The 19,723-nt window shown below is 61.4% G+C and carries 23 protein-coding genes and 1 tRNA gene; 12 read left to right on the top strand and 12 right to left on the bottom strand.

The window, feature by feature from the left end; genetic code table 11:
* Window positions 1-93: 93 nt before the first annotated feature.
* The 4 genes from E4K09_RS11720 to E4K09_RS11710 all read left to right on the top strand — a co-directional run bounded on the left by E4K09_RS11720 (window position 94) and on the right by E4K09_RS11710 (window position 2,884).
* A complete protein-coding gene (locus E4K09_RS11720; protein WP_134497138.1) occupies window positions 94-870 on the top strand; it encodes a methyltransferase domain-containing protein in 777 nt (258 codons plus the stop codon).
* Between the two features lie 115 nt (window positions 871-985).
* Window positions 986-1,348 (top strand): SDR family NAD(P)-dependent oxidoreductase, encoded by a 363-nt coding sequence (locus tag E4K09_RS29765; RefSeq protein WP_204985716.1) that lies wholly within the window; start codon window positions 986-988, stop codon window positions 1,346-1,348.
* 8 nt (window positions 1,349-1,356) lie between these two features.
* Entirely contained in the window at window positions 1,357-1,695 is a 339-nt protein-coding gene (locus tag E4K09_RS29760; RefSeq protein WP_244610455.1) for an SDR family oxidoreductase, read from the top strand.
* Between the two features lie 736 nt (window positions 1,696-2,431).
* A complete protein-coding gene (locus E4K09_RS11710) occupies window positions 2,432-2,884 on the top strand; it encodes a YHS domain-containing (seleno)protein (protein ID WP_134497136.1) in 453 nt (150 codons plus the stop codon).
* Here E4K09_RS11710 and E4K09_RS11705 read toward each other — a convergent pair.
* From E4K09_RS11705 to E4K09_RS11685, 5 genes are all read right to left on the bottom strand, one after another.
* Complete coding sequence (locus E4K09_RS11705; RefSeq protein WP_244610454.1) at window positions 2,875-4,695, bottom strand: adenylate/guanylate cyclase domain-containing protein; 1,821 nt, start codon at window positions 4,693-4,695, stop codon at window positions 2,875-2,877. The two genes, E4K09_RS11710 and E4K09_RS11705, sit on opposite strands and share 10 nt — an antisense overlap.
* Window positions 4,696-5,048: 353 nt before the next feature.
* Window positions 5,049-5,639, bottom strand: coding sequence for a cupin domain-containing protein (locus E4K09_RS11700; RefSeq protein ID WP_134497132.1), 591 nt, complete (start codon window positions 5,637-5,639; stop codon window positions 5,049-5,051).
* Between the two features lie 436 nt (window positions 5,640-6,075).
* Window positions 6,076-6,303 carry a hypothetical protein gene (locus E4K09_RS11695; protein ID WP_134497130.1) on the bottom strand — a complete coding sequence of 76 codons (228 nt, stop codon included), beginning with the start codon at window positions 6,301-6,303 and terminating at the stop codon, window positions 6,076-6,078.
* Window positions 6,304-6,360: 57 nt separating this feature from the next.
* Complete coding sequence (locus E4K09_RS11690) at window positions 6,361-6,792, bottom strand: SRPBCC family protein (protein ID WP_134497129.1); 432 nt, start codon at window positions 6,790-6,792, stop codon at window positions 6,361-6,363.
* Entirely contained in the window at window positions 6,789-7,112 is a 324-nt protein-coding gene (locus tag E4K09_RS11685) for an ArsR/SmtB family transcription factor (RefSeq protein WP_134497127.1), read from the bottom strand. Before E4K09_RS11685 ends, E4K09_RS11690 begins: the two co-directional genes overlap by 4 nt.
* A gap of 365 nt (window positions 7,113-7,477) precedes the next feature.
* On the opposite strand from E4K09_RS11685, the gene E4K09_RS11680 reads away from it, so the two are divergent.
* Together E4K09_RS11680 and E4K09_RS11675 are read left to right on the top strand one after the other, a co-directional pair.
* Entirely contained in the window at window positions 7,478-8,206 is a 729-nt protein-coding gene (locus tag E4K09_RS11680) for a vWA domain-containing protein (protein WP_134497125.1), read from the top strand.
* The gene (locus E4K09_RS11675) at window positions 8,206-8,916 is read left to right on the top strand and encodes a DnaJ domain-containing protein (RefSeq protein WP_193557277.1); all 711 of its coding nucleotides are present in this window, start codon (window positions 8,206-8,208) and stop codon (window positions 8,914-8,916) included. Before E4K09_RS11680 ends, E4K09_RS11675 begins: the two co-directional genes overlap by 1 nt.
* A 245-nt stretch (window positions 8,917-9,161) precedes the next feature.
* Here the strand turns inward: E4K09_RS11675 and E4K09_RS11670 are convergent, their stop codons facing one another.
* Both E4K09_RS11670 and E4K09_RS11665 read right to left on the bottom strand, forming a co-directional pair.
* Window positions 9,162-9,818: a dioxygenase family protein gene (locus E4K09_RS11670; RefSeq protein ID WP_134497121.1), complete on the bottom strand. Its 657-nt coding sequence runs from the start codon at window positions 9,816-9,818 to the stop codon at window positions 9,162-9,164.
* A 295-nt stretch (window positions 9,819-10,113) separates the two neighbouring features.
* A complete protein-coding gene (locus tag E4K09_RS11665; RefSeq protein WP_134497119.1) occupies window positions 10,114-10,791 on the bottom strand; it encodes a protein-L-isoaspartate(D-aspartate) O-methyltransferase in 678 nt (225 codons plus the stop codon).
* A gap of 225 nt (window positions 10,792-11,016) precedes the next feature.
* Here E4K09_RS11665 and E4K09_RS11660 point away from each other — a divergent pair, with 225 nt between their 5' ends.
* Window positions 11,017-11,586, top strand: coding sequence for a L,D-transpeptidase (locus E4K09_RS11660; protein ID WP_244610453.1), 570 nt, complete (start codon window positions 11,017-11,019; stop codon window positions 11,584-11,586).
* A gap of 246 nt (window positions 11,587-11,832) precedes the next feature.
* Complete coding sequence (locus tag E4K09_RS11655) at window positions 11,833-12,267, top strand: DoxX family protein (RefSeq protein WP_134497177.1); 435 nt, start codon at window positions 11,833-11,835, stop codon at window positions 12,265-12,267.
* 44 nt (window positions 12,268-12,311) lie between these two features.
* On the opposite strand, the gene E4K09_RS11650 is transcribed toward E4K09_RS11655, so the two are convergent.
* Window positions 12,312-13,286 carry a LysR family transcriptional regulator gene (locus E4K09_RS11650; RefSeq protein ID WP_134497115.1) on the bottom strand — a complete coding sequence of 325 codons (975 nt, stop codon included), beginning with the start codon at window positions 13,284-13,286 and terminating at the stop codon, window positions 12,312-12,314.
* Between the two features lie 106 nt (window positions 13,287-13,392).
* Between E4K09_RS11650 and E4K09_RS11645 the strand changes: the two genes are divergently transcribed.
* From E4K09_RS11645 to E4K09_RS11635, 3 genes are all read left to right on the top strand, one after another.
* Entirely contained in the window at window positions 13,393-14,307 is a 915-nt protein-coding gene (locus tag E4K09_RS11645) for a pirin family protein (protein ID WP_134497113.1), read from the top strand.
* A gap of 69 nt (window positions 14,308-14,376) precedes the next feature.
* A complete protein-coding gene (locus E4K09_RS11640) occupies window positions 14,377-14,973 on the top strand; it encodes an NADPH-dependent F420 reductase (protein ID WP_134497111.1) in 597 nt (198 codons plus the stop codon).
* A gap of 58 nt (window positions 14,974-15,031) precedes the next feature.
* A complete protein-coding gene (locus E4K09_RS11635) occupies window positions 15,032-15,694 on the top strand; it encodes a hydrolase (protein ID WP_134497109.1) in 663 nt (220 codons plus the stop codon).
* Window positions 15,695-16,017: 323 nt separating this feature from the next.
* Here E4K09_RS11635 and E4K09_RS11630 read toward each other — a convergent pair whose 3' ends face one another.
* The 4 genes from E4K09_RS11630 to E4K09_RS11610 form a co-directional block, all read right to left on the bottom strand.
* Complete coding sequence (locus tag E4K09_RS11630) at window positions 16,018-16,404, bottom strand: MBL fold metallo-hydrolase (protein ID WP_204985713.1); 387 nt, start codon at window positions 16,402-16,404, stop codon at window positions 16,018-16,020.
* A gap of 230 nt (window positions 16,405-16,634) precedes the next feature.
* A tRNA-Arg gene (locus tag E4K09_RS11620) sits at window positions 16,635-16,711 on the bottom strand.
* Window positions 16,712-16,820: 109 nt separating this feature from the next.
* Complete coding sequence (locus tag E4K09_RS11615; RefSeq protein WP_134497107.1) at window positions 16,821-18,254, bottom strand: sensor histidine kinase; 1,434 nt, start codon at window positions 18,252-18,254, stop codon at window positions 16,821-16,823.
* A 243-nt stretch (window positions 18,255-18,497) separates the two neighbouring features.
* On the bottom strand, window positions 18,498-19,301 hold the full coding sequence (locus E4K09_RS11610; RefSeq protein WP_134497105.1) for a TVP38/TMEM64 family protein: 804 nt from the start codon (window positions 19,299-19,301) through the stop codon (window positions 18,498-18,500).
* 271 nt (window positions 19,302-19,572) lie between these two features.
* Between E4K09_RS11610 and rpmH the strand changes: the two genes are divergently transcribed.
* Window positions 19,573-19,707: a 50S ribosomal protein L34 gene (gene rpmH, locus E4K09_RS11605; protein ID WP_027314822.1), complete on the top strand. Its 135-nt coding sequence runs from the start codon at window positions 19,573-19,575 to the stop codon at window positions 19,705-19,707.
* Window positions 19,708-19,723: the final 16 nt, after the last annotated feature.

Below are 19,723 nucleotides of genomic sequence, written 5' to 3'. Positions count from 1 at the left end.
AATGCAGCCAACAGCAGTTATACTCAATGCGATGGGCTGTGGTGTTCTGCCAAGGCATTGATGACAGGAAAGCCAGCCTCAGGACCAGTGGTCATGTTGCAGTTCGATGCAGCGACTACCCGCTTGCTCGAGACCGCCTATCGTGGGTCGGATGTCGTCAAGCGCCGCCTTGCCACTCTGGAAGCCCTCGCGCCACAGGCGGGAGAAACCATCCTCGATATCGGCTGCGGGCCAGGGTATCTTACAGCTGAGTTGTCGCGGGCCGTGGGCGATACGGGCGAGGTGATTGGCATTGACCCAAGTCTCGACATGCGACGGGTGGCTGCATGCCAGTGCGAGGACTTACCCAACGTGCGCATCCTCGAGGGCACGGCAAACTCGTTGCCGCTCGAGGATGCAAGCGTCGATCGGGCGGCGTCGCTTCAGGTGTTCGAGTACGTGAGCGATATTCCTGGTGCTTTGATCGAGATCCGGCGGGTGCTACGCCCCGGCGGCCGTTTGGTGATTGGGGATATGCACTGGGGTAGCTGGGTCTGGCACAGTGACGAGCCCGAACGCATGGCGACGATGATGAAGGCTTGGGACCACCATCTCGCCGACCGATCCGTGCCCGCCAGGCTGCCTCACATAATGCAACAGGCGGGTTATCAGGTGGGGACGATAAGGCCCTTGGTGTTTCTCGACACTGTCCTTCGCAACGACGGGCTGGCCATGATGCTGCTGAACCTGATGCAGGCCTATGCCGTTCAAAACGACTTCGTGGACGAGCCGACAGTCCGCGCTTGGGCCGATGAACAGCGGCGTCTCGCCGCCGATGGCCGGTTCTTTTTCTCCCTGGCGCACTTTGTCGTGTCGGGATGCCGTAGCTAATCACAGCCGGCCCTCCACCACCCCGAGCTTGGTCACGTCGGTTGAACGCTAAGAGAGCCAGGATGCCGGAGCATCCAGCCGCACGTTGGCGCGGCAGCAGAGTAAGGAGGTCGTGATGAGAGAGCAGCAACAGGTGGCGGTAGTCGCAGGCGTTGGTCCTGGCAATGGTGCGGCGCTCGTGCGGCGCTTTGCGGAAGCAGGCTACGCCATTGCGATGCTGGCGCGAAGCCGGGATTCGCTCGACCCTCTCGAACGCGAGATCGAGGATGCCCACGGGTATGAATGCGACGTCACCTCGCCCGACCGCGTGACGCAGACCTTCTCCGCGGTACGGGCTGAACTCGGGCACGTTGACGTCCTTCTGTACAACGGGGGCTCGGGCGTATTCGCGGACGTCGAGAGCATCACGCCCGAGCAGTTCGAGGGCTCCTGGCGCGTGAACGCGTACGGGGGGCGCTGCTCTGTGCGCAGGAGGTGATCCCGGCCATGAAGGGTGCGGGCCGTGGCTCGCTTGTGTTCATTGGAGCCACTGCCTCTCGGCGTGGCGGACCGCGATCGGCGGCCTTTGCCCCAGCCAAGGCCGCGCAGCGCAGCCTCGCCGAGTCAATGGCGCGCTCGCTGTGGCCGTCAGGCATCCATGTTGCGTTGATCATCGTGGATGGAATGGTCGATCTGCCGCAAACCCGGCGGGCAATGCCGGACAAGCCTGACAGTTTCTTCATCAAGCCGTCTGGCGTGGCGGAGATCGCCTTCCAGCTCACCCGACAGGACCGCAGCGCCTGGAGCTTCGAGGTGGAAGCTCGACCGTTCAGGGAAAGTTGGTGAAGTTCTACTGACCAAAGGCGCTACAGGACCTGCGCTTCACTTGGCACCTCGCTCTGCTCGAGCGGCCGCCGGAATGTCTAGTTTGGGTAGATTTGCTTGACCTGACTGGGTGGAATTGGACCAGTGTGATTGGGGAATTGCCTTGAAACAATGAAGACACTCATGCCGAAGAAGCGGTTCAGCCCGGAGCAAATCATCGCCAAGCTGCGCTAGATCGAGGTGCACCTTGCGCAAGGCAAGAGCATCGCGCTCGTCTGCAAGGATGCCGCCATCCCGGAGCAGAGCTACTTGTGCTGGCGGAAAGAATACAGTGGAATTTAGATCGGGCAGGCCCGGCGCCTCAGGTCAAACGCGGAAGTGTCCTGCCCTTCCGGAACGTTAGCTTACGGCCGGGAGAGCTGACATTCGGCTTACTTCCGCCTCGTGCCGATACTGTTAAAAACTCTGCAACGCCGGTTCTCGCGTGGTCAGCATACAGGATAGATGGTCTCGTCTGGCGCACTGACACTGGTAATAGGCCGACAAAGCAGGGGCCGAGCGTCTTTCAATAGAATCTGCCAACAGCTGACCAAGGTGCGGGCAGCCCCAGCCACCTGATCCCTGAAATTTAACAAGGCTAATCGCTCACTTGGGCGTATAATCATGCTACCGTCCCGGGCTACCCGGCCCGCATAGTCCGGCGAAGCCCCACTGGGGAACGGCAGAGGTTGATACAAGTGATTAAGGGAACGATGCCATGCATAATCCCTCACGACGAGAGGCTACCCGCCTTATTCTGGTAGTCGCAGTTGGGTTGTTCGCGCCTACGTTCCTCGCGGCCGATACGCTGCCCCTCGCGATCAGGGGCTATGATCCGGTTGCCTACTTCACCACCCGCACACCAACCCCCGGACTGCCGGAGATCGAACTCGAGTGGGATGAGCACCGCTACCGCTTCTCGCGCCCCGAGCACAGGGAACTCTTCAAGGCCGACCCAGTACGCTATGCGCCGCAGTTCGCCAACTTTTGCGCCATGGCGCTCGCCAAGGGCCAGATCGTTGAGGCCGACCCGAAGGCTTGGCTGATCAGCGATGGCAAGCTCTACATCTTCGGCGGGCCTGACGGACCGCGCCTGTTCCAGCAATCCCTTGCTGAGAACGTCGCCAAGGCAAACCAGAACCGCATGCTGGTCGAGAACCTTCAGCGCTGAGCTGACGAAGGCGGCGTGTAGAGCCCAGCCTTGCGGAGACCATCGCGCAGCCGCTCGAGATCGGAGGGGTTCTGGAGTTTGCTGCCGAACGCTTGTGGATCGAACATCGGGTCAAGGCGTTTGAGCGCGGCGGCGGCCCCTGCGGCCTCCTCAGATCGACCCTGTTGGGCATAGGCGGCTGCGAGCAGGGCGTAGCTAAAGTGTGCGCCCAACACCTCACGGAGATTAATCTGCGCCTGCGTCACGGCGGCGTCGTACCGCTCCTTAAGATAGTAAGCGAGGCCGAGGGCGTTGCGATCAAGCGCATTGAGCTCGGGGTTGATCCGCTGGGCCTGCTCCAGGGCCTCAATGGCCGCATCAGTCTGCCCAAGCCACATAAGGATGTTGCCATGGCCGGCCAGCCCGTCCGCATCGTTCGGGTTTGTGGCAAGGGCCCGGTCCATCTCCGCCTTAGCCTGCTCGTATCGCTGATGGAAGATGTGGATGCGGCCGAGGACGACGCGGGCGCGCACCTCCGATGCGTCAAGGCTTAATGCCCGGCTGGCCAGCCCTTCCGCCTGGTTAAGGAATTCCACCGGCGATTGTGCCCATCCCATTGCTGTGCCGATGAGATAGGTCTCGGCCAAGGCTGCGTAAGCGGCAGCATAGTCGGGGTCCAGTTCGATAGCCCGTCTGAGCAGCGTACGGGCCTCCGCGATGTTTGATCGCGTTGGGCGCTGCAAGGCGGGCCTGGCCCGCAGCACGTAGTCATAAGCTTCGAGATTGTCGGTTGGCTTCGCCAGCACGCGGCGCTGTTCGATCTCGGTCATCCCAATGGCGAGCGCGCCCGCGATCTGGGAGGTGATTTTGTCCTGCAAGGCGAAGACGTCGACGATGGCCTCGTCGAAGCGAGCAGACCATAGCACCCGGCCATCCCTGTCAACGAGCTGGGCCGTTACCCGCACCCGGTCGCTGGTCTGATGGACGCTTCCCTCAACCTGGTATCTAACGCCGAGAGCGCGACTGATTTCGTAAGGGCCTATGGGCTTGGCCTTGTAGGGGGCCACGGCATTCCAGGACATTACGGTCATGGTGGAAAAGCGACCCAGGGCGCTGATGAGATCCTGGGTCAACCCGTCAGCAAAATAGCCTCGTGCCGCATCGCCACCCTGGTTCACGAATGGGAGAACGGCGAGCACGGGCTTCGCGCCAAGTTCGGCCATTCGTGCTGGTCGAGCGCCAGGGCTGAGGGTGCCAAAGAAGCTCGGTTGGAAGCGTAGTCCCATCCATATCCCCCCGAGGAGGAGCAGGAGAACGAGCAACAGGGCCGAGTAAACTGCGCCTTGTCGGCCTGTGTGTGCTTTGGGCTTTGAGCTGTTCAGGCGGAGGCGAAAGACGCGCACCGGTCGCGCGATGTTCTTGAGCTTGTGTTCGCCCATGTCGACGAAGGCGGCGTCGATCTTGCCGTCGACATCCTCCTGCACGCGTCCTGAGACGCAGATGCCGCCGGGCTCTGCAAGCCCTTCCAAGCGGGCAGCCACGTTGACGCCATCCCCGAAGATGTCTCCACCCTCAATGATGACGTCACCGACATTGATACCGATGCGAAATTCGATGCGACTGCCGCACGGAGCGGCAGCGTTGCGCTCGGCCATGCCGCGTTGGATCTCGACGGCGCAGCGCACGGCCTCAATGACACTTGCGAACTCGACCAGGAGCCCGTCGCCGGTGGTCTTGACGACACGCCCGCGGTGATTGGCGATACTGGGTTCGATCAGGGCATGCTGTAGCTCCTTCAGGCGCGCCAGCGTGCCTTCCTCGTCAGTGCCCATAAGGCGGCTATAACTAGCGACATCAGCCGCTAGTATCGCCATCAGTCGCCGGTCCACATGCTCCGTTGACAAGGGGTTCCCCCTGTTCTCCCGCAGCCCGTTTCCAAGGACGAGTATAGAGAAGAAAGCCTTCGTAGGCACGGCGGGCCAGGTTCGTTCTCACATGGGAACCCGAAAATCCGCACTAGGCAGGTGCAGAACGGATCAGGGGGCCAAATTCGCCTTCGGGTTTGGCTCTGACAATCCCTTGCTCTTTTGAGCGGTTCGGTTAGGTCCGAAGATCAGGCTACAGGGGCACTTCCCGAAGGAAGCGGGCTGCGAGGATTCTCCCGTTGGCCCGATCCAAGGACCGGTCAGGGCAACTGTGCCGGTGACGAGAACGGCTTGTTGGCATCAACCACGAATAGCGCGAACTGGCGCAGATCCTCGGAGCCGCTGTTCGAAACCACCATTGGCGTATCTGTCCCCTGGCCTACCATGCTCTGGCCAGCCGTGAGGCGGGCCACGCCGTGGGGCGTCTTCTGGGACAGCTCTCCCCTGAGCACGTAGAACGCCTCGGAGCCAGGGTGCGTGTGCGCGGCCGAGGCGCTGCCCTTCGGACCGCCGGCCTCGTTGACCCGCAGCAGATACTCCTGGGCCGTGATGCGGGGGATCGGCCCGATCTCGGCGACCTTCGTGCCGCCCGTGGCGGCTTCACCCGCGCGGCCCAGCCTGAAGAGCCAGACCTCACCGTCGTACTCGGCTACCAAGCCCGAGGAACCGGCTGCCGCCTGCGCCTGCTCCTTGGAATCGAAGGTATCGATGTGCCAGAATAGATCGCCGGGCGGCAACTCCGTCACCTTCTTCTCGGCAAGGGGCTTCACGAAGAAGCCTTGCTGTGCCGACGCAGGCGAGGACAGGATCAGCAGGCCCGGGATCAATAATGCGAAGAGCTTGCGTTTCATCTCACAATCCCCCAGTGCCGGAGGAGCCGTGGCGCGAGCGTGTACCCCCATCCGGAACCCATCTGCTCCATGCGTACTCGACCGCCGCGGTGCCACGGCAGCGTGACTCTAGAGTGCGCCGTCTCGGCCCGGAGATCCAGTCAAAACCAGAGAAAGTCACAAGGCCCGAGTTCGCATTGAGAGCTTGGCCGGTTGACCGCAACCTTTCGATGCTCCGCGGCGCACCGTGCGCGAGACAGATGGAGTCGGCTCTGGGTCAAACTGGGTAGTAGCGGATGTCGGCCCGAAGGTCCGCTCATCCCAGCACTGCGGCAGAACGACTAAGGTCGGCCTCGTGCCAGAGGCGGACCTTCACACGACGTGAACTTCATCTATGCGAAAGCTGCTCCTGGCCCGTGGCTCATCCGATGGTGTATTCGACGTGGCAGTCGTTTGGTCACTCCTGTCCGACGGGATATCGCCTTCTGCGCCCCCTGGCGGCATATGGCAAAACGAACATGTAGAGACCGGTGATCAGGAGCAGGAAGAGCGGGAGCAGTGGTGAATAGACCACCCAGGCGGGAGGTTCCCCCAGCGCCATGGCGACGAAATTTGCGACGACGGTCACCGTAAAGGCAAGCGACAGCCAGCGGTGACCCTGCCGAACCCATGTGTTCCAATGCATTGTGACTTCCTCTGAAGATGAGCCGAGCGGATCCGGTGATCCGCTCGGTGTTGGGCTTCAATCGACGCGCGTTAACACCTGCTCCAGGTTTGCAAAGAACCCCTGCCAGCCCGCCCTGGCGCCCCCGTAGGCCTGTTTCTGATCGGGCCGGAAGCCCACCTGCTCCATGCGTAGGAGCGTCCCCGTGCTCGTTGGGGACAAAGTAAAGGTCACGACGCTTCTCAGATCAAAGGCCGGATCGTCGTGCGTGAAATTCCAAGTGTAGGACAGCATGCTGTTTGGCTCGACGGCGACGACCTCGCAATCCAGCACGCCGCCCCAGTCTCCGCGAAGATTAAAGCGGTGGCCCACGGCAGGCGCAAAGTCGTTTTTCATAAGCCACTCTGCGATCAGGTGCGGCTGGGTGAGCGCTCGCCAGATCTTCTCCGCCGGATGAGGGATCTCCCGCTCGACAACGACGGAGCGCGTTTCGGTCACCATTTCGTTCATTGGTCCATCCTTTTTAGCAGGTCTTCAAGGTCGTCGAACCGGCTTTGCCAGAAGCCGGCCATTTGGCTTGTCCAACTGATCAGCGGAGCCAAGGCTCGCGGCTGTGCGCAGTAGTGCGTCTGACGACCTTCGTGGCGGTCACGAACCAACCCGGCCTGCTTCAGGACGCCGAGATGCTTTGAGACGGCCGGCTGCGAAACACCGGCGTGGACCGTCAGGGCCGCCACCGTCTGGTCTCCGTTGCGGCACAGCCGCTCGAAAATGGCTCGCCGCGTCGGATCGGCGAGCGCTTTGAAAAGGACATCCTGGGACGATAGCATCGGAATTCATAACCTCCCGGTTATTGATCTAACCGATAACCGGGGGGTTATGAGTGAGTCAAGCACGAATATGGAGCGGCACCCTCTTGCCATCAGTTGTTGAGGTTCATCAATCCAGCAACGAAGTTCCGCTCAGTCCAGCAGTGCGGAAGCATGGCTAAGGTCAGCCCCGTGCCAACAAGTGACGTTCCGATGCCTCCGTGAGGGTGTTCCGCACCGCGTTCAAAGTCTCCTCCATCGAGCATTCGTCCTGCATGTTCTCCCCCTCGTCGCAGGTCTCGCAACCTGGAGCTGCCGCGCTATGCCTTTGCGTCTGGATTTACACACGCTCCCTCAAGCCCCACATCTTTGGAGAAGGAGATGCAATGGCTGACAAAAAGGATCTCACACGACCACCCACAACTGCTCGCAGTCCGGCCTCAATGGTCGACTTGTTCTTAGCCGAGGCCAAGCGTCTTGGACCATTGGCAGGTAATGGGTCCCGGGCGCGGCTCGTATTTGCTCTCGACGCCACCATGAGCCGGCAGCCCACCTGGGATCTCGCCTGCCAGGTCCAGGGCGAGATGTTTGCCGCAGCCGGCCAAGCTGGTGGCCTCTCAGTGCAGTTGGTCTACTTCCGAGGTTTCGGTGAGTGCCGCGCCTCCCGCTGGGTCGCTGATCCGCGGACCCTCACAGACCTCATGACGAAGATCAACTGCCAGGGTGGTCAAACCCAGATTGGGCGGGTGCTCCGCCATGTCCGCACTGAGGCGAGCCAAACCCCAGTGAAAGTGCTCGTCTACGTTGGCGACGCCATGGAGGAGCCGATCGACGATCTCTGTGCCGTCGCAGGCGAGCTCGGTCTCCTCGGGGTCAAGGCCTTTATGTTCCACGAGGGGCATGACCCTGATGCGGCTCGCGCCTTTCGGGAGATCGCCCGCCTGAGCGGCGGAGCCTATGCCCGGTTCGACGCGGGAGCCCCCCACACACTATCCGAACTCCTGCGAGCCGCAGCCGCCTATGCGACCAGTGGTGTCGAGGGTCTTGCCCGGCTGTCCGCCAGCAACGCACAGGCCCGTGGCCTGCTCACCGCCATCAATGAGCGAAAGCCGTGATGCTGCTGTATGGCATCGCGGCCGTTACGGTCCTATGGTTCTTCCTGAGCAACTTCGCGCATGCGAATCCAGCCGCTCTTGCGAAGCTTCTCAAGGTCGTCAGCGGGGTTCTGGCCTTTGGGATCGCGGGTCTGCTTGCGGTGCGTGGGCGGATCGACGTGGCCCTGCTGATCGGAAGTTTTGGAGCCTGGCTCCTCGGGTGGAGCCGCTTTACCTTCCCTGGTCTTGGCACACGCCCGCAGCGGACCTCCGGCAGTACTTCGCGTGTCCGCTCGCGACTGATTGAGATGACGCTTGATCACGACACCGGCGAGATGGAGGGCTCCGTGCTTGCCGGTGCTTTCGCCGGGCAGCAACTCGGGTCACTGGATGAGGCCTGCCTTCGGGATCTGCTGACGGAGTGCCAAGCCGGCGATCCGGACGGCGTCCGCCTTCTCGAGGCCTACCTCGACCGTCGGTTTTCTCACTGGCGTGAAGATACTCAGAATGAGGAACGGTCGCAGGCAGACGCTCAGCCCAAATCGGGTGTCATGACCCGAGAGGAAGCCTACCAGATCCTGGATCTCCAACCAGGGGCCACCCCCGATCAGATCAGACAGGCGCACCGATCCTTGATGAAGAAGCTCCATCCGGATCAAGGTGGCTCGACCTATCTCGCGGCTCGCGTCAACCAAGCCAAGGACGTCCTCTTGAGCCGGCATCAAGAGTGATCGGTGATGCCGCAGTCACTGCGATTTGTCTTGAATTGCTGATGACTCCATACTTGGTCTCGGCTGCCCAAATTACTCTCGCGTTCAAAGAATTGCTGGCTGACCAGCCATAGTGCTGATGCCGTTGACATCCCGCTGTGGACCAAACCAGGAGATGCCCTGCCCTTCAGAAGCGTGCGGTGCTCCCTCCTTCAGTAGATACTCGGCCTACTGTCTGGGTGCAGCCCAGGGCGAGAGCAGCAGATCTAAACCGCCACGACAATATCGAAGCGCCCGTGGAGTGCGCCGGGCTCAGGGACTTGCCCAGAAGCTAAGGGAACGATCACGCTGCGGCGGGCTTGAGGGTCACGGATGCGGTTGAGAACTCCATCCCGTGCGTTAAGGGGTTCGCCCTCAATATACATCTGGGTAACCAGACGTCCCTGCCCTGGCACATGCACGGCAAAGTGGATGTGGGGCGTCCGTCCGGGATAAGGCACCGGTCGGATCGTACGGAACCGGTATCCGCCCTGTTCGTCCACTTGGGTGCGGCCATAGCCTTGGAAAGCATGGTCGATGCGCCCCTGCCCAGCCGCACGAGGATGGCGATAGATGCCATTGGCGTCACACTGCCAGATCTCGACCACACTGCCGGACTTCGGCTGTCCTCGGGTGTCTAGCACCCGCCCCGACACGTGAACCACCTGTCCCAGAGCCTGAGCGGCCTGACCTGTAACGCGCACTAGGTCATTGTCCATATCAGGAGGAAATTCAACCGGGTAGAAGGGGCCCTCCGTCTGCCCCGGCGTTGGAACAAGCTCGGCCGCGACCAAGCTCCGCGGGATGATAACGGAGGCAGAAGTGATAGCAGCCCTGATCAGCAAAGAGCGGCGATCAAGATGGATGAGAGGATGGTAGCTCATGACGAAGCCCGGGCCTGGGTCACTGAATGGCAGCATAGACCACTAACCCCTACAGACCAGTTCGCCGCATCTCACATCGCATGAACGTGATGAAAGCCATGAGGTTACTGTTTCCGATTCAGGGCTGACGCAAACTGCCCCTGCAAGCGTCCGCGGTCCCATGGTTTTTCAGATCATCACGCAGTATCGGCTCCAGGTTACGAGACGATATTTGGCTTGTAGCCATGGGGATCCAGCACCCGGAGGATACCGTCATTGCCTTTGATGCAAGGGCATGTCGCCGGGCTAGAGCGTTTCAGGTGACCGTCTCAAGCCGGCTGAACCGCACGGGCAGGAGTTCCCGAATTTGCGTCTGACCATCCGCCCCCTTCTCGATGACTGTAAGACGCTGCATCTCTTCCGGACCTATGGGCATCACCAAGCGCCCACTTTGCTTGAGTTGGTCAAGCAGAGCGGCAGGCACCTTGTCTGCCGCAGCCGTCACTAGGATCTTGTCGAAAGGGGCGTGCTCGCGCCAACCGCGGGATCCGTCTCCCTCGCGGATCTTGATATCGGTATAACCGAGCTGTTGAAGGAGTTCACGTGCAACGCCGGCAAACTCCTCGACAATCTCGATACTCCAGACCTGACCCGCAAGCTCCGCCAGGACCGCCGTTTGGTAGCCCAGCCCAGTCCCTACCTCGAGCACCTTCTCGCTGGGCTGTGGAAACAGAAGATCGGTCATGAGCGCTACGATGAACGGCTGCGAAATCGTCTTGTCGAAGCCGATGGGCAGGGGCGTGTCCTGATAGGCATAAGGCGCAAGAGGGGCCGGGACAAACAGATGCCGCGGCACCTTCCGCATCGCGGCCAGCACGCGCTCGTCCAACACGGCTCTGCCAATCTCGTCGCTCGCCAGATCGGCGTGGATGGCAATCATCTCGACCATATGCCGCCGCAGGATTGCTAAGTGGCTTTCGTTCATTGGCTTCATGACGATCAGCTTTCAATCGAACCACTCTCTTGCCATTCTGCCCGCAAGCGATTGGCTCACCTGGAGTAACGCTCAGGATGGCTGTTAGGTCGTCCCGATTGACCGAGCTCCAAATCTCAGTTGGGCATGGGACCTTAGCCGTTGTCGTTAGTCAGCCCCTTAGAGCGCCTCGGCGGAGAGGGGGCGCAGCAAGCGGAGGGGACCATGCGGAGAGTAACTTCGTGGATGGTTGTGCTTATTGCGGCCCTCGCCGGAACGAGCACAGCCGTGGGAGCCGAGGTCCTCATTTCGGTCGACAAGACAACGCAGCGCATGACCGTGACGGTTGATGGCGCTGAGCGGTATTCCTGGCCTGTGTCGACGGCCTTGCCCGACTACAGCACTCCCACCGGGCCCTTCACGCCATTCCGTCTGGTGAAGGACCACTATTCGAAGGAGTGGGACGATGCCCCCATGCCGCACTCGATCTTCTTCACCGATTCAGGGCACGCCATCCACGGGAGCCAGGCCATCCGCCGGTTGGGCTTCCCGGCCTCTCACGGCTGCGTGCGGCTCGCGCCTGAGAATGCCAAGATCCTGTTCAGCCTAGTCATGACCCAAGGGCCTTGCAACACGCGCATCGAAGTGACCGGCGTTGATCGTATTGGGAGCATATCTGGGGGGAGTTATGGCCGCCTGACCAGCTTCGATCCGCTCGCCTCGAATTATGGCTGGCGGGCCTGCCCCTCGCCTACAAACAGAGACTCGCAGGCGCCGATAAAGACGAAGGTGTTGTGGCAGACATCGGCCGCTTAGGGTCAGGTTTTGAAGTTCGCCGACTTCGCAGAATGTCTGGTGTTCCCGGGTGAGCGGACAATTCGCCTACTTCAGGAATGTGCCAAAAGCTGCCATTCTGATTGTCCGCCTCAAACTCAAACTCTCTATTTTATCGAACTTAACGATCTATTTTATTCGACTTTTCTGTTATGCTGCATGATGGCTATTTTACTTCTGTCCACGGCGCCTTTCACAAACCGCGCCCTTTCAGAAGGCTCTACCGCCATGCCAAACTCAGCCGCTGTCCCTCACATCTTTACTCGTAACCCGTTGCCGTCGGCACTTGCTGATGCAGCCCCTCTCACCGGCCGCCTGTTTCTGAGCGCCATCTTTGTTATCTCGGGCGTCTCGAAGATTGCCGCTCCGGCAGCGACGATCGGCTATATCGAATCAGCAGGCCTGCCGCTGGCGCCTCTCGGGTTCGCCCTTGCGGTCGTCGTTGAGATCCTGGGTGGCCTTGCATTGATCGTCGGCTATCGCACGCGGCTCGTTGCGGCAGGGCTCACAGGCTTCACTCTTGCGACAGCGCTTGCATTTCACGGCAATCTTGCGGATCAGAACCAGTTCATCCACTTCTTCAAGAACATCGCCATGGCCGGCGGATTGCTTCAGGTTGTGGCCTTCGGAGCAGGCCGCTTCAGCCTGGATGCCCGCCGTTAACGGCTTGCCTTAAGATCATTCGAAATCACGACGAAAGGCCGCGCTCACTCCGCGGCCTTTATTTGCGGTCTGCCGCCCGCAAGTGAGCGGGCAGCATTTTCGTCGGCCCTTGCCGTCGGGCTCTCGGCTTGCTCCTGAAAGCGCTTGATCAGCCATGAACCGGCAGGCCCAGGCGGCGTATCCGTTCGATAGATCGCCTGCAGCCGGTAGGATCCTCCCCGGCAGTCGGGCATGTCGAGGGGGACGAGCCGGCCGGCAGCCAAATCTTCGCGCACCATCGGTTCCGGCATGTTGCCCCAGCCGATGCCCTCCCTCAGCAGCATGTGCTTTGAGCCGAGATCCGCCAGACGCCACGTCTGCGTTGCCACGACCGCCATATCCTGGCCTTGCGTGAAGGGCGAGCGGTCCGTGAGCACAAGCTGGATGTGATCACGTCCTGCACCCGGCGCATTCTGACCCGCACGGGCCAGCGGATGATTGGGCGCGGCCACAGGCACCAGTTCGACGCCGCCCACGCCGATCCGCTCGATCCCCGCGATTTCCGCATCGAGCGGCAGGCCTACGCCGATCGAGGCGGAGCGGTTGAGAACCATCTGGGTCACGGCCCCGAGCGCCTCGACGTTCAACCGCAGATGAACCGTTGGAAACTCGACGCGGAATTCCTTGAGTGCATCGACCACGCGCCAAGCCGGCAGCATCACGTCGAGCACGAGGTGGATCTCCGCCTCCAATCCCTGCAGCAGCCCCCTGACCTTCGCGCGCAGCCCATCGACTCCGTTGGAGACGGTCCTGGCTTCGGCCAGGACCATCCGGCCAGCTTCGGTCAGCTGAGGCTTGCGGGTGGATTCGCGGTCGAAGAGCGACACCCCGAGCTGCGCCTCCAGGTTGGCGATCGAGTAGCTGATGACGGATGTCGCCCGACCCAGCTTGCGGGCCGCACCTGCAAAACTGCCGACATCCACAATGGTGAGAAAGATCCGCAGCTGATCAAGCGTCGGGATCCCTGGACCGGAAGGCATATCGATTTCCTCGAACGTTACGGTTCATATTATGCCAGTTTTCAGGATACGGGAAATCGCCTTCAATGTCCTCACACAGCGCGCCGTTGCTGGAAAGGACAATGCCATGACCGTTCAGTCCTATGCCGCCGAAGTCGAACAGATCATTCTGCCGGCCGTTCGCGACCTCGGCGATGGCTTTCAGGTGCGCCGCGCTTTGCCGTCCATGCATCGCCGCATGGTCGGACCGTTCATCTTTCTCGACAGCTTCGGCCCTGTTGCCTTTCAGGCGGGCGACGGCCTCGACACCCGGCCTCACCCTCACATCGGGCTTGCAACCCTGACCTACCTCATCGATGGGGAGATCCTGCACCGCGACAGCGAGGGCTATGTGCAGCCCATTCGTCCCGGCGAGGTCAACGTCATGACGGCGGGACGCGGCATCGTGCACTCGGAGCGGAGCAGCGATACAACACGTGCCAGCGGCGGGACAGTGTTCGGCTTCCAGAGCTGGGTGGCGTTGCCCACGGATCAGGAAGAGACATCCCCAGGCTTTCAGCACGCCGATGCTGGCGACCTCCCTCAGATAGAGGGAGAAGGCATAAGCCTCAGATTGATCGCTGGCTCTTTGCATGGGCGCACCGCACCCACACGCACCTACTCCGATCTGTTCAACGCCGATGTGTCTCTCAACGATGGAGCGCGCCTGCGCATCGATGCGGAACATGTCGAGCGGGCGGTTTACATCATCAGCGGAGAGATCGAGATCGCTGGGCAGACCGGGAGCTTCGGCAAGGACAGACTCGTCGTGTTCAAGCCCGGTGCGGAGATCGTGCTGCGTGCAGTCGGTGCCGCTCGCCTGATGCTGCTCGGCGGCGAGCCGCTGCCCGAGAAGCGCTACATCTACTGGAACTTTGTGTCGAGCCGGCGCGAGCGCATCGAGCAGGCTGCGCAGGACTGGCGCGAGCGTCAGTTCCCCGGCGTTCCCGGCGAAACCGAGTTCATCCCATTGCCCGACACCCCGCCCTTCCGGCTGAAGTGACACATCCACGTCACGCTCTGTCCTGAAAAATTCACTGCCTTCCCAACCCTCCAGAAGGATCTCTGTGCCATGACCTATGCCATCATTGGCTCGGGCGCGATCGGCAGCGCTCTCGCCCGCCAGTTCGCCCGCAGCAACATCGACGTTCTGATCGCCAACAGCCGTGGGCCGGGGTCCCTTGCGGGTCTGGTTGCAGAGCTCGGATTGTATGTAACCCCAACAACCCTGGCCGAGGCCATGAAAGCGGATACGGTGATCCTCGCCGTTCCTTTTACGGCCGTCGCTGACGCTGTCCAGGGTTCTGCGCAATGGAACGGCCGGATCGTCGTCGACGCGACGAACGCCATCGACTTTCCGGCCTTCACGCCCAAGGATCTTGGAGGTCGCCCCTCGACCGCAGTCATCGCCGAAATGGTTCCGGGAGCACGGGTCGTCAAAGCCTTCAACACACTGCCGGCGGCCGTGCTGGCCAGCGATCCAACGCAGGATGGCGGACACCGCGTTCTGTTCGTCTCGGGCAATGACGCCGGTGCCAACGCTGACATCGCCAGCCTGATCGAGCGCCTCGGTTTTGCAGCGATCACGTTAGGCGAACTGGATCAGGGCGGCCTGCTCCAGCAGTTCGGCGGGCCGCTGGTCGCCCAGAATCTGACGAAGCACGCATGACATCGCCTTGTGCGTGCTGACAACCCTCCCGAAGAATCTCTCTTGAAAGGATGCTCCAATGATTACGTCAAAGCCTGTCAGAGTCGGACTAGACGCGATGCTCACACCGGACAATTGCGCCCTGATGCTGATCGACCATCAGCCGTTCCAAGTGAGCGGTGTCAAGAACATCGATGCAGCCCTCATGATCAACAATGTGGTGATGCTCGCAAAGGCCGCCAAGGCGTTCAACGTGCCCACATTGCTGACCACCGTGCTCAAGGACCGCGGCGGGAATCTCATCAAACCGCTCCAGGATGTCTTTCCCGAGCAGACGCCTATTGACCGGACGACGATCAACACCTGGGAAGATGAAAGCTGCGTCCGATGGGTGGAGAGCACGGGCCGCAGGAAGATCGTGATTGCCGCGCTGTGGACCGAAATCTGCCTCGCCTTTCCGGTCATTCACGCTCTCGGCGAGGGCTACGAGGTGTATTTCGTCACCGACGCCTCTGGCGGGACCAGCGTGGAGGCCCACGAGATGGGAATTCAGCGGATGATCCAAGCTGGCGCCATTCCGCTCACGGCCGGCGTGTTCATGGCAGAGCTTCAACGGGATTGGGCTCGCGAGGAAACGGCTGGCAAGGTGGCAGAGATCATGCTCGAGCATGGTGGCGCCAGCGCCACGAATCTAGCTTGGGAGCTCCAGCTTCTCGCCGGCCGACCCGGCTCTGGCGTCTGATCGCCCGACAGAGAAGATAGCTCAAAAAGGGGTCTATGCACGGAGCGGAAATCGGAGATCCCGGCTTCCGCTCGAATACCGGATAATAGGAAGCGATTTGATCCGGCATTCGGTGGCAACGACCACCAAACAACAGGTAAGCGCCTGGACGAGCGGTGGAATTTCCCGTTCGTGATCATAGAAAGCTTTGACACGTCGCTGAGCCCGCAGTTTCAGCGGCGCCGATCTGAGAGGGGAGGACGGGCCAGCAGGCTTGGGGGATGATGTGGCAACGGCAGGTGAGGCTGGGACTGCCCACCCCAGCCGGGGTGGGCACCAAATGGTCAGAACTTCAGGACTTCGCCGTCGGCGGGAATTCGCACACGATCCTGCATGCCGTTCTGCTCAACGTATTCCCGCAGGTCCTTGCGGCTTAACGCCATGTGGTTGATCGCATCCATGTGGACGGCCAGGATGGTGGCGTTCGGCGCAGCCTTGTACGCGCGGAGGACATCGTCCTTGCTCATGATGATCGATCCGGCAAAGCCCAGCATGCGGGCCTCGCCGGCGTTCAGGAGGATCACGTCAGGCTTGAACCTGGCCAGGCTCTGATCGACTTCGTTGCGCCAGATGGTGTCTCCGGCGAGGTAGACGGTCGGCGAGTTGGGCGCCTGGAAGACGACACCCATGGCCGCGCCCAGACCTTCCGCCAACTGCCTGTTGGCGTACATCTCGTCCGTGCCGATCGAACCCTCAACAGATCGCGACCATCACCCGGCACTCGCTCAAAACGGTGACAGTCATTCTCGACCGGTATCTCGCCCGCACGAGAGCGCTGGCAGATCAAGCAATCCTCAATTGGGAGAACTCGCCGAGAACAGAATTTGCAAACCGACTGCAAACCAGCACTTCAATGCCAGCAACCCCGAAGGGAAAAACCAATCTCTGACAAGAAGATAAATGGCGCGCCCGAAAGGATTCGAACCTCTGACCCCCAGATTCGTAGTCTGGTGCTCTATCCAGCTGAGCTACGGGCGCTTGGTCGGCAGGTCGTTGCGAGAAGCAGCAACTGCCGAGGCCGGTGATCTAAAGGGTTCTGGCCCGCTTGGCAAGCCTCCTTTGAAGAGATTTTGCACACGGCTCATTTTCAATCCTGGACGCTGGCCCGATCGGGGATCTGGATGCGGAACCGGGTATGGCCATTGCTCTCATCGAGGCTGATCGTGCCGCCGTGGAGCTGGATCAGCTCCGCCGCGATGGTCAGCCCCAGGCCTGTCCCTCCTTTCCTGGCGGAGCTCTGGAACGGCGTGAAAAGGTCGGCCTTCACCCGATCCGGAATCCCCGGGCCGTTGTCTTCGACAAGGATTATAACAAAGTTTCCATGCCGGCTGGCGCTCACGTCGATGCGCGGCACTCCTTCGGGAGAACCTGCCAGGCTCAAGGCCTGTACGGCATTGCGAACAAGGTTGACGAGCACACGAGAGAGCTGGTCCTTATCCGCATCGACCATCAGACCCTCAGGCACATGAGCGTTGAAGGCGATGCCGACCTCCGGGGCGAGGTCCTTGAGATTCGAGAGATCTTCGATAAGCGGCGCCAACGGGATGAGCCGGCGCTGCGGCAGGGGCTCGGTGGCCCGTCCATAGGCCAGCGTCGTTTCGCAGAAGGCGATGGCCCGGTCGAGCGTCGCGACAAGCCGGGGAGCGACCCGCTGGGCCGTCTCGTCGTTCACCCGCTCGAGACGATCCGTGAGAAGCTGGGCCGTCGTGAGCATATTCCGCAGTTCATGGTTGATCTTGCTGACAGCAAGGCCGAGCTGCGCCAGGCGACGCTTCTGACGAAGCTCATCGGCCAGCGTCGTTTCCATGCGCGCCAGGGCCTGCTCGGCCAGTCCGATCTCGTCCGCCCGATCCGTCGGCTGGATGACCCGGGAGGCATCCTCCGGATTGCCGGAAAACTCCGCGATGTTCCCGGTCAGCCGCCGCACCGGCCTCACGATCACCCATTGCAGGGTAAGATAGACGAGGCTTGCGGTGATGATCGAGATGAAGAGCGACAGAAGAAGGATGTTGCGCGAGAAATCGAGCATGGCGGCGCGCAAGGGACGCTGATCGAGGATGATCTCCACGAACTCCACGCCCATCCCATGGCCGATGACCCGAATCGGCTTGTCCGCCGGGCTGAACAGGACGTCGAAGGCATCCATCACCAGGGTGGCCCATTTCGCCTCGCGCAGATCGACGCTCTTGCTCACCTCGGGCGGCACGTCGCTGGTGGTCAGAAGGCTCCTGCGCCCACCTCCGCGAAGGGCGATCGCCTGAGCCCCAACGCCCTGCAGGAGACGCAATTCGAGTTCTTCCGGCAAACCCTCCTCTGGCGCGGCATCGAGGACCATCGCGGCGATCTGAGCCGCAGCAATGCGATCATGCAGCCAAGTCTGCCGGAAATTGGCGATGGAGGGCACATAGATCAGCACCTCCGCGATCATCACGAAGAGAACGGTCAACAGCAGCAGACGCGCGGAAAGCCCGAATTGGCTCAGGATCCGCCACGTCAGCGAATGCGGCTGCTCGACACTCATGCCCGCCCTATCCTCAGCGGCAGGGCAACGATGGCCCACCGCAACCAGGAATTCTGAGCCTTCGGCCTCAGAAACTCCACCATGGCGCCCTTCGTCACCCCGGGGGAGCGAGGCTAGGGATAGCCCAAGCTGGCCAGTTCCGAAACCTTCAATCCTTTCATCGTCGTTCAGGAGAGGCTCGACAATCCACACCGACCCTGGCCGCGGCACCTCCAGGAATCCGCCCTGGCGGCAGACGATCGGTCAGGTTTGCCTCTTCCCTCCCCGGCCCCTTGTTCGCCGATACCGGATCACAACCGGCGCCAATGCCAGGATTCCTAAGATTGAAAGGGCTCCCATCACTTCAGGTTCCAACAGGCTGCTCGGGTCGAAATCGACGACGCAGTTCGCCTGCCCGGCCGCAAGGCATTGCTGACGGGCCTTCTCGTGGCCGGCGATAGCCTTATCGAGGCCCGCCCCGGCGAAGGCAAAGGCGAAACTGACCGGGAGCATGCCGACATAGGTTGCCACGGCGTAGCTCCTCAGCCGCATGCCGAAGAAGGCGGCGGCTAGGTTGGTCAGCCAGAATGGCATGACCGGCATCAGCCGCAGGAAAAGAAGATAGGAGAAGGCTTGCCTCTGGAATCCCGCCGCCAGGCGTTGGACCCGCGTCCCCGCACGTTTCAGGAGGGGCTGCCCCAGGGAGGTCCGGGCGATCATGAAGATGCTCGTTGCCCCCAGGGTCGCCGCCAGGGAGGCGACTACCCCGCCCAGAAGCCAGCCGAACAGATAACCTCCGATGACCGTCAGAATGGCGGACACCGGCAAGGACAGGGTCACGGCGGCCACATAGACCAGGACATACGAGCCAAGCATGGCCAGGCGATGCTCAGCCACCATCCGGCGGAGCTCGGCCTCATGGGAAAGAAAGGTTTCGAAGCTGATCGACCGCTGGAGCCCTGCCCCGAAGAACACCCCGACGACAATGACAAGGATCGCGAGAGGCAGATATCTCCAGAGATTTCGGCCGGCAGGCACTCCTTGAGACTTGTCGCTTCTGTCGGACACGCTTCCTCCTGGTCAGGCGCTTCTATATAGCGCCCGGTATCCTCAAGCCTACCGAGCTTCATCAGGGGCGAAGGATCGGGCCGCCGGATTGCCGCAGAAAGGCCAGAGCGGCGTTGACTTTGCCCTTCTCTTCCGTCATAAGCCCGCAAGCTGACAGCGCTCTTCGTGGGCGCTGATCGTTTTTTCGAGACAGTTTCGGGGGCAACCCCTTACCTAACCAGACGGGCGCGAGCCTTCGAGCACCGCTGCCCCTTTCGACCGGAGATGTGCCGTGAAGAGGACGTATCAACCGAGCAAGCTGGTTCGCAAGCGCCGCCACGGCTTCCGTGCGCGCATGGCGACCAAGGGCGGCCGCAAGGTCATTGCCGCTCGCCGCGCCCATGGCCGCAAGCGCCTTTCGGCGTAAGCAGCCTTAAAGGACA

It is taken from the genome of Microvirga pakistanensis, from assembly GCF_004458765.1.
GTDB lineage: Bacteria > Pseudomonadota > Alphaproteobacteria > Rhizobiales > Beijerinckiaceae > Microvirga > Microvirga pakistanensis.
Note: the sequence above shows the minus strand (reverse complement) of the source record. Positions and strands in the feature narration are given on the sequence as shown.

What these genes read in the sequence shown, in the direction of transcription:
- E4K09_RS11705 (WP_244610454.1), bottom strand. Translation starts at nt 4,695, where the DNA reads ATGGGCACTGACGAGGAAGGCACGCTGGCGCGCCTGAAGGAGCTACAG.
- E4K09_RS11665 (WP_134497119.1), bottom strand. Translation starts at nt 10,791, where the DNA reads ATGAAGCCAATGAACGAAAGCCACTTAGCAATCCTGCGGCGGCATATG.
- E4K09_RS11700 (WP_134497132.1), bottom strand. Translation starts at nt 5,639, where the DNA reads ATGAAACGCAAGCTCTTCGCATTATTGATCCCGGGCCTGCTGATCCTG.
- E4K09_RS11655 (WP_134497177.1), top strand. Translation starts at nt 11,833, where the DNA reads ATGCCAAACTCAGCCGCTGTCCCTCACATCTTTACTCGTAACCCGTTG.
- E4K09_RS29765 (WP_204985716.1), top strand. Translation starts at nt 986, where the DNA reads ATGAGAGAGCAGCAACAGGTGGCGGTAGTCGCAGGCGTTGGTCCTGGC.
- E4K09_RS29760 (WP_244610455.1), top strand. Translation starts at nt 1,357, where the DNA reads ATGAAGGGTGCGGGCCGTGGCTCGCTTGTGTTCATTGGAGCCACTGCC.
- E4K09_RS11615 (WP_134497107.1), bottom strand. Translation starts at nt 18,254, where the DNA reads ATGAGTGTCGAGCAGCCGCATTCGCTGACGTGGCGGATCCTGAGCCAA.
- E4K09_RS11650 (WP_134497115.1), bottom strand. Translation starts at nt 13,286, where the DNA reads ATGCCTTCCGGTCCAGGGATCCCGACGCTTGATCAGCTGCGGATCTTT.
- E4K09_RS11630 (WP_204985713.1), bottom strand. Translation starts at nt 16,404, where the DNA reads ATGTACGCCAACAGGCAGTTGGCGGAAGGTCTGGGCGCGGCCATGGGT.
- E4K09_RS11645 (WP_134497113.1), top strand. Translation starts at nt 13,393, where the DNA reads ATGACCGTTCAGTCCTATGCCGCCGAAGTCGAACAGATCATTCTGCCG.
- E4K09_RS11675 (WP_193557277.1), top strand. Translation starts at nt 8,206, where the DNA reads ATGCTGCTGTATGGCATCGCGGCCGTTACGGTCCTATGGTTCTTCCTG.
- E4K09_RS11670 (WP_134497121.1), bottom strand. Translation starts at nt 9,818, where the DNA reads ATGAGCTACCATCCTCTCATCCATCTTGATCGCCGCTCTTTGCTGATC.
- E4K09_RS11635 (WP_134497109.1), top strand. Translation starts at nt 15,032, where the DNA reads ATGATTACGTCAAAGCCTGTCAGAGTCGGACTAGACGCGATGCTCACA.
- E4K09_RS11720 (WP_134497138.1), top strand. Translation starts at nt 94, where the DNA reads ATGTTGCAGTTCGATGCAGCGACTACCCGCTTGCTCGAGACCGCCTAT.
- E4K09_RS11695 (WP_134497130.1), bottom strand. Translation starts at nt 6,303, where the DNA reads ATGCATTGGAACACATGGGTTCGGCAGGGTCACCGCTGGCTGTCGCTT.
- E4K09_RS11685 (WP_134497127.1), bottom strand. Translation starts at nt 7,112, where the DNA reads ATGCTATCGTCCCAGGATGTCCTTTTCAAAGCGCTCGCCGATCCGACG.
- E4K09_RS11660 (WP_244610453.1), top strand. Translation starts at nt 11,017, where the DNA reads ATGGTTGTGCTTATTGCGGCCCTCGCCGGAACGAGCACAGCCGTGGGA.
- E4K09_RS11640 (WP_134497111.1), top strand. Translation starts at nt 14,377, where the DNA reads ATGACCTATGCCATCATTGGCTCGGGCGCGATCGGCAGCGCTCTCGCC.
- E4K09_RS11680 (WP_134497125.1), top strand. Translation starts at nt 7,478, where the DNA reads ATGGCTGACAAAAAGGATCTCACACGACCACCCACAACTGCTCGCAGT.
- E4K09_RS11690 (WP_134497129.1), bottom strand. Translation starts at nt 6,792, where the DNA reads ATGAACGAAATGGTGACCGAAACGCGCTCCGTCGTTGTCGAGCGGGAG.
- E4K09_RS11710 (WP_134497136.1), top strand. Translation starts at nt 2,432, where the DNA reads ATGCATAATCCCTCACGACGAGAGGCTACCCGCCTTATTCTGGTAGTC.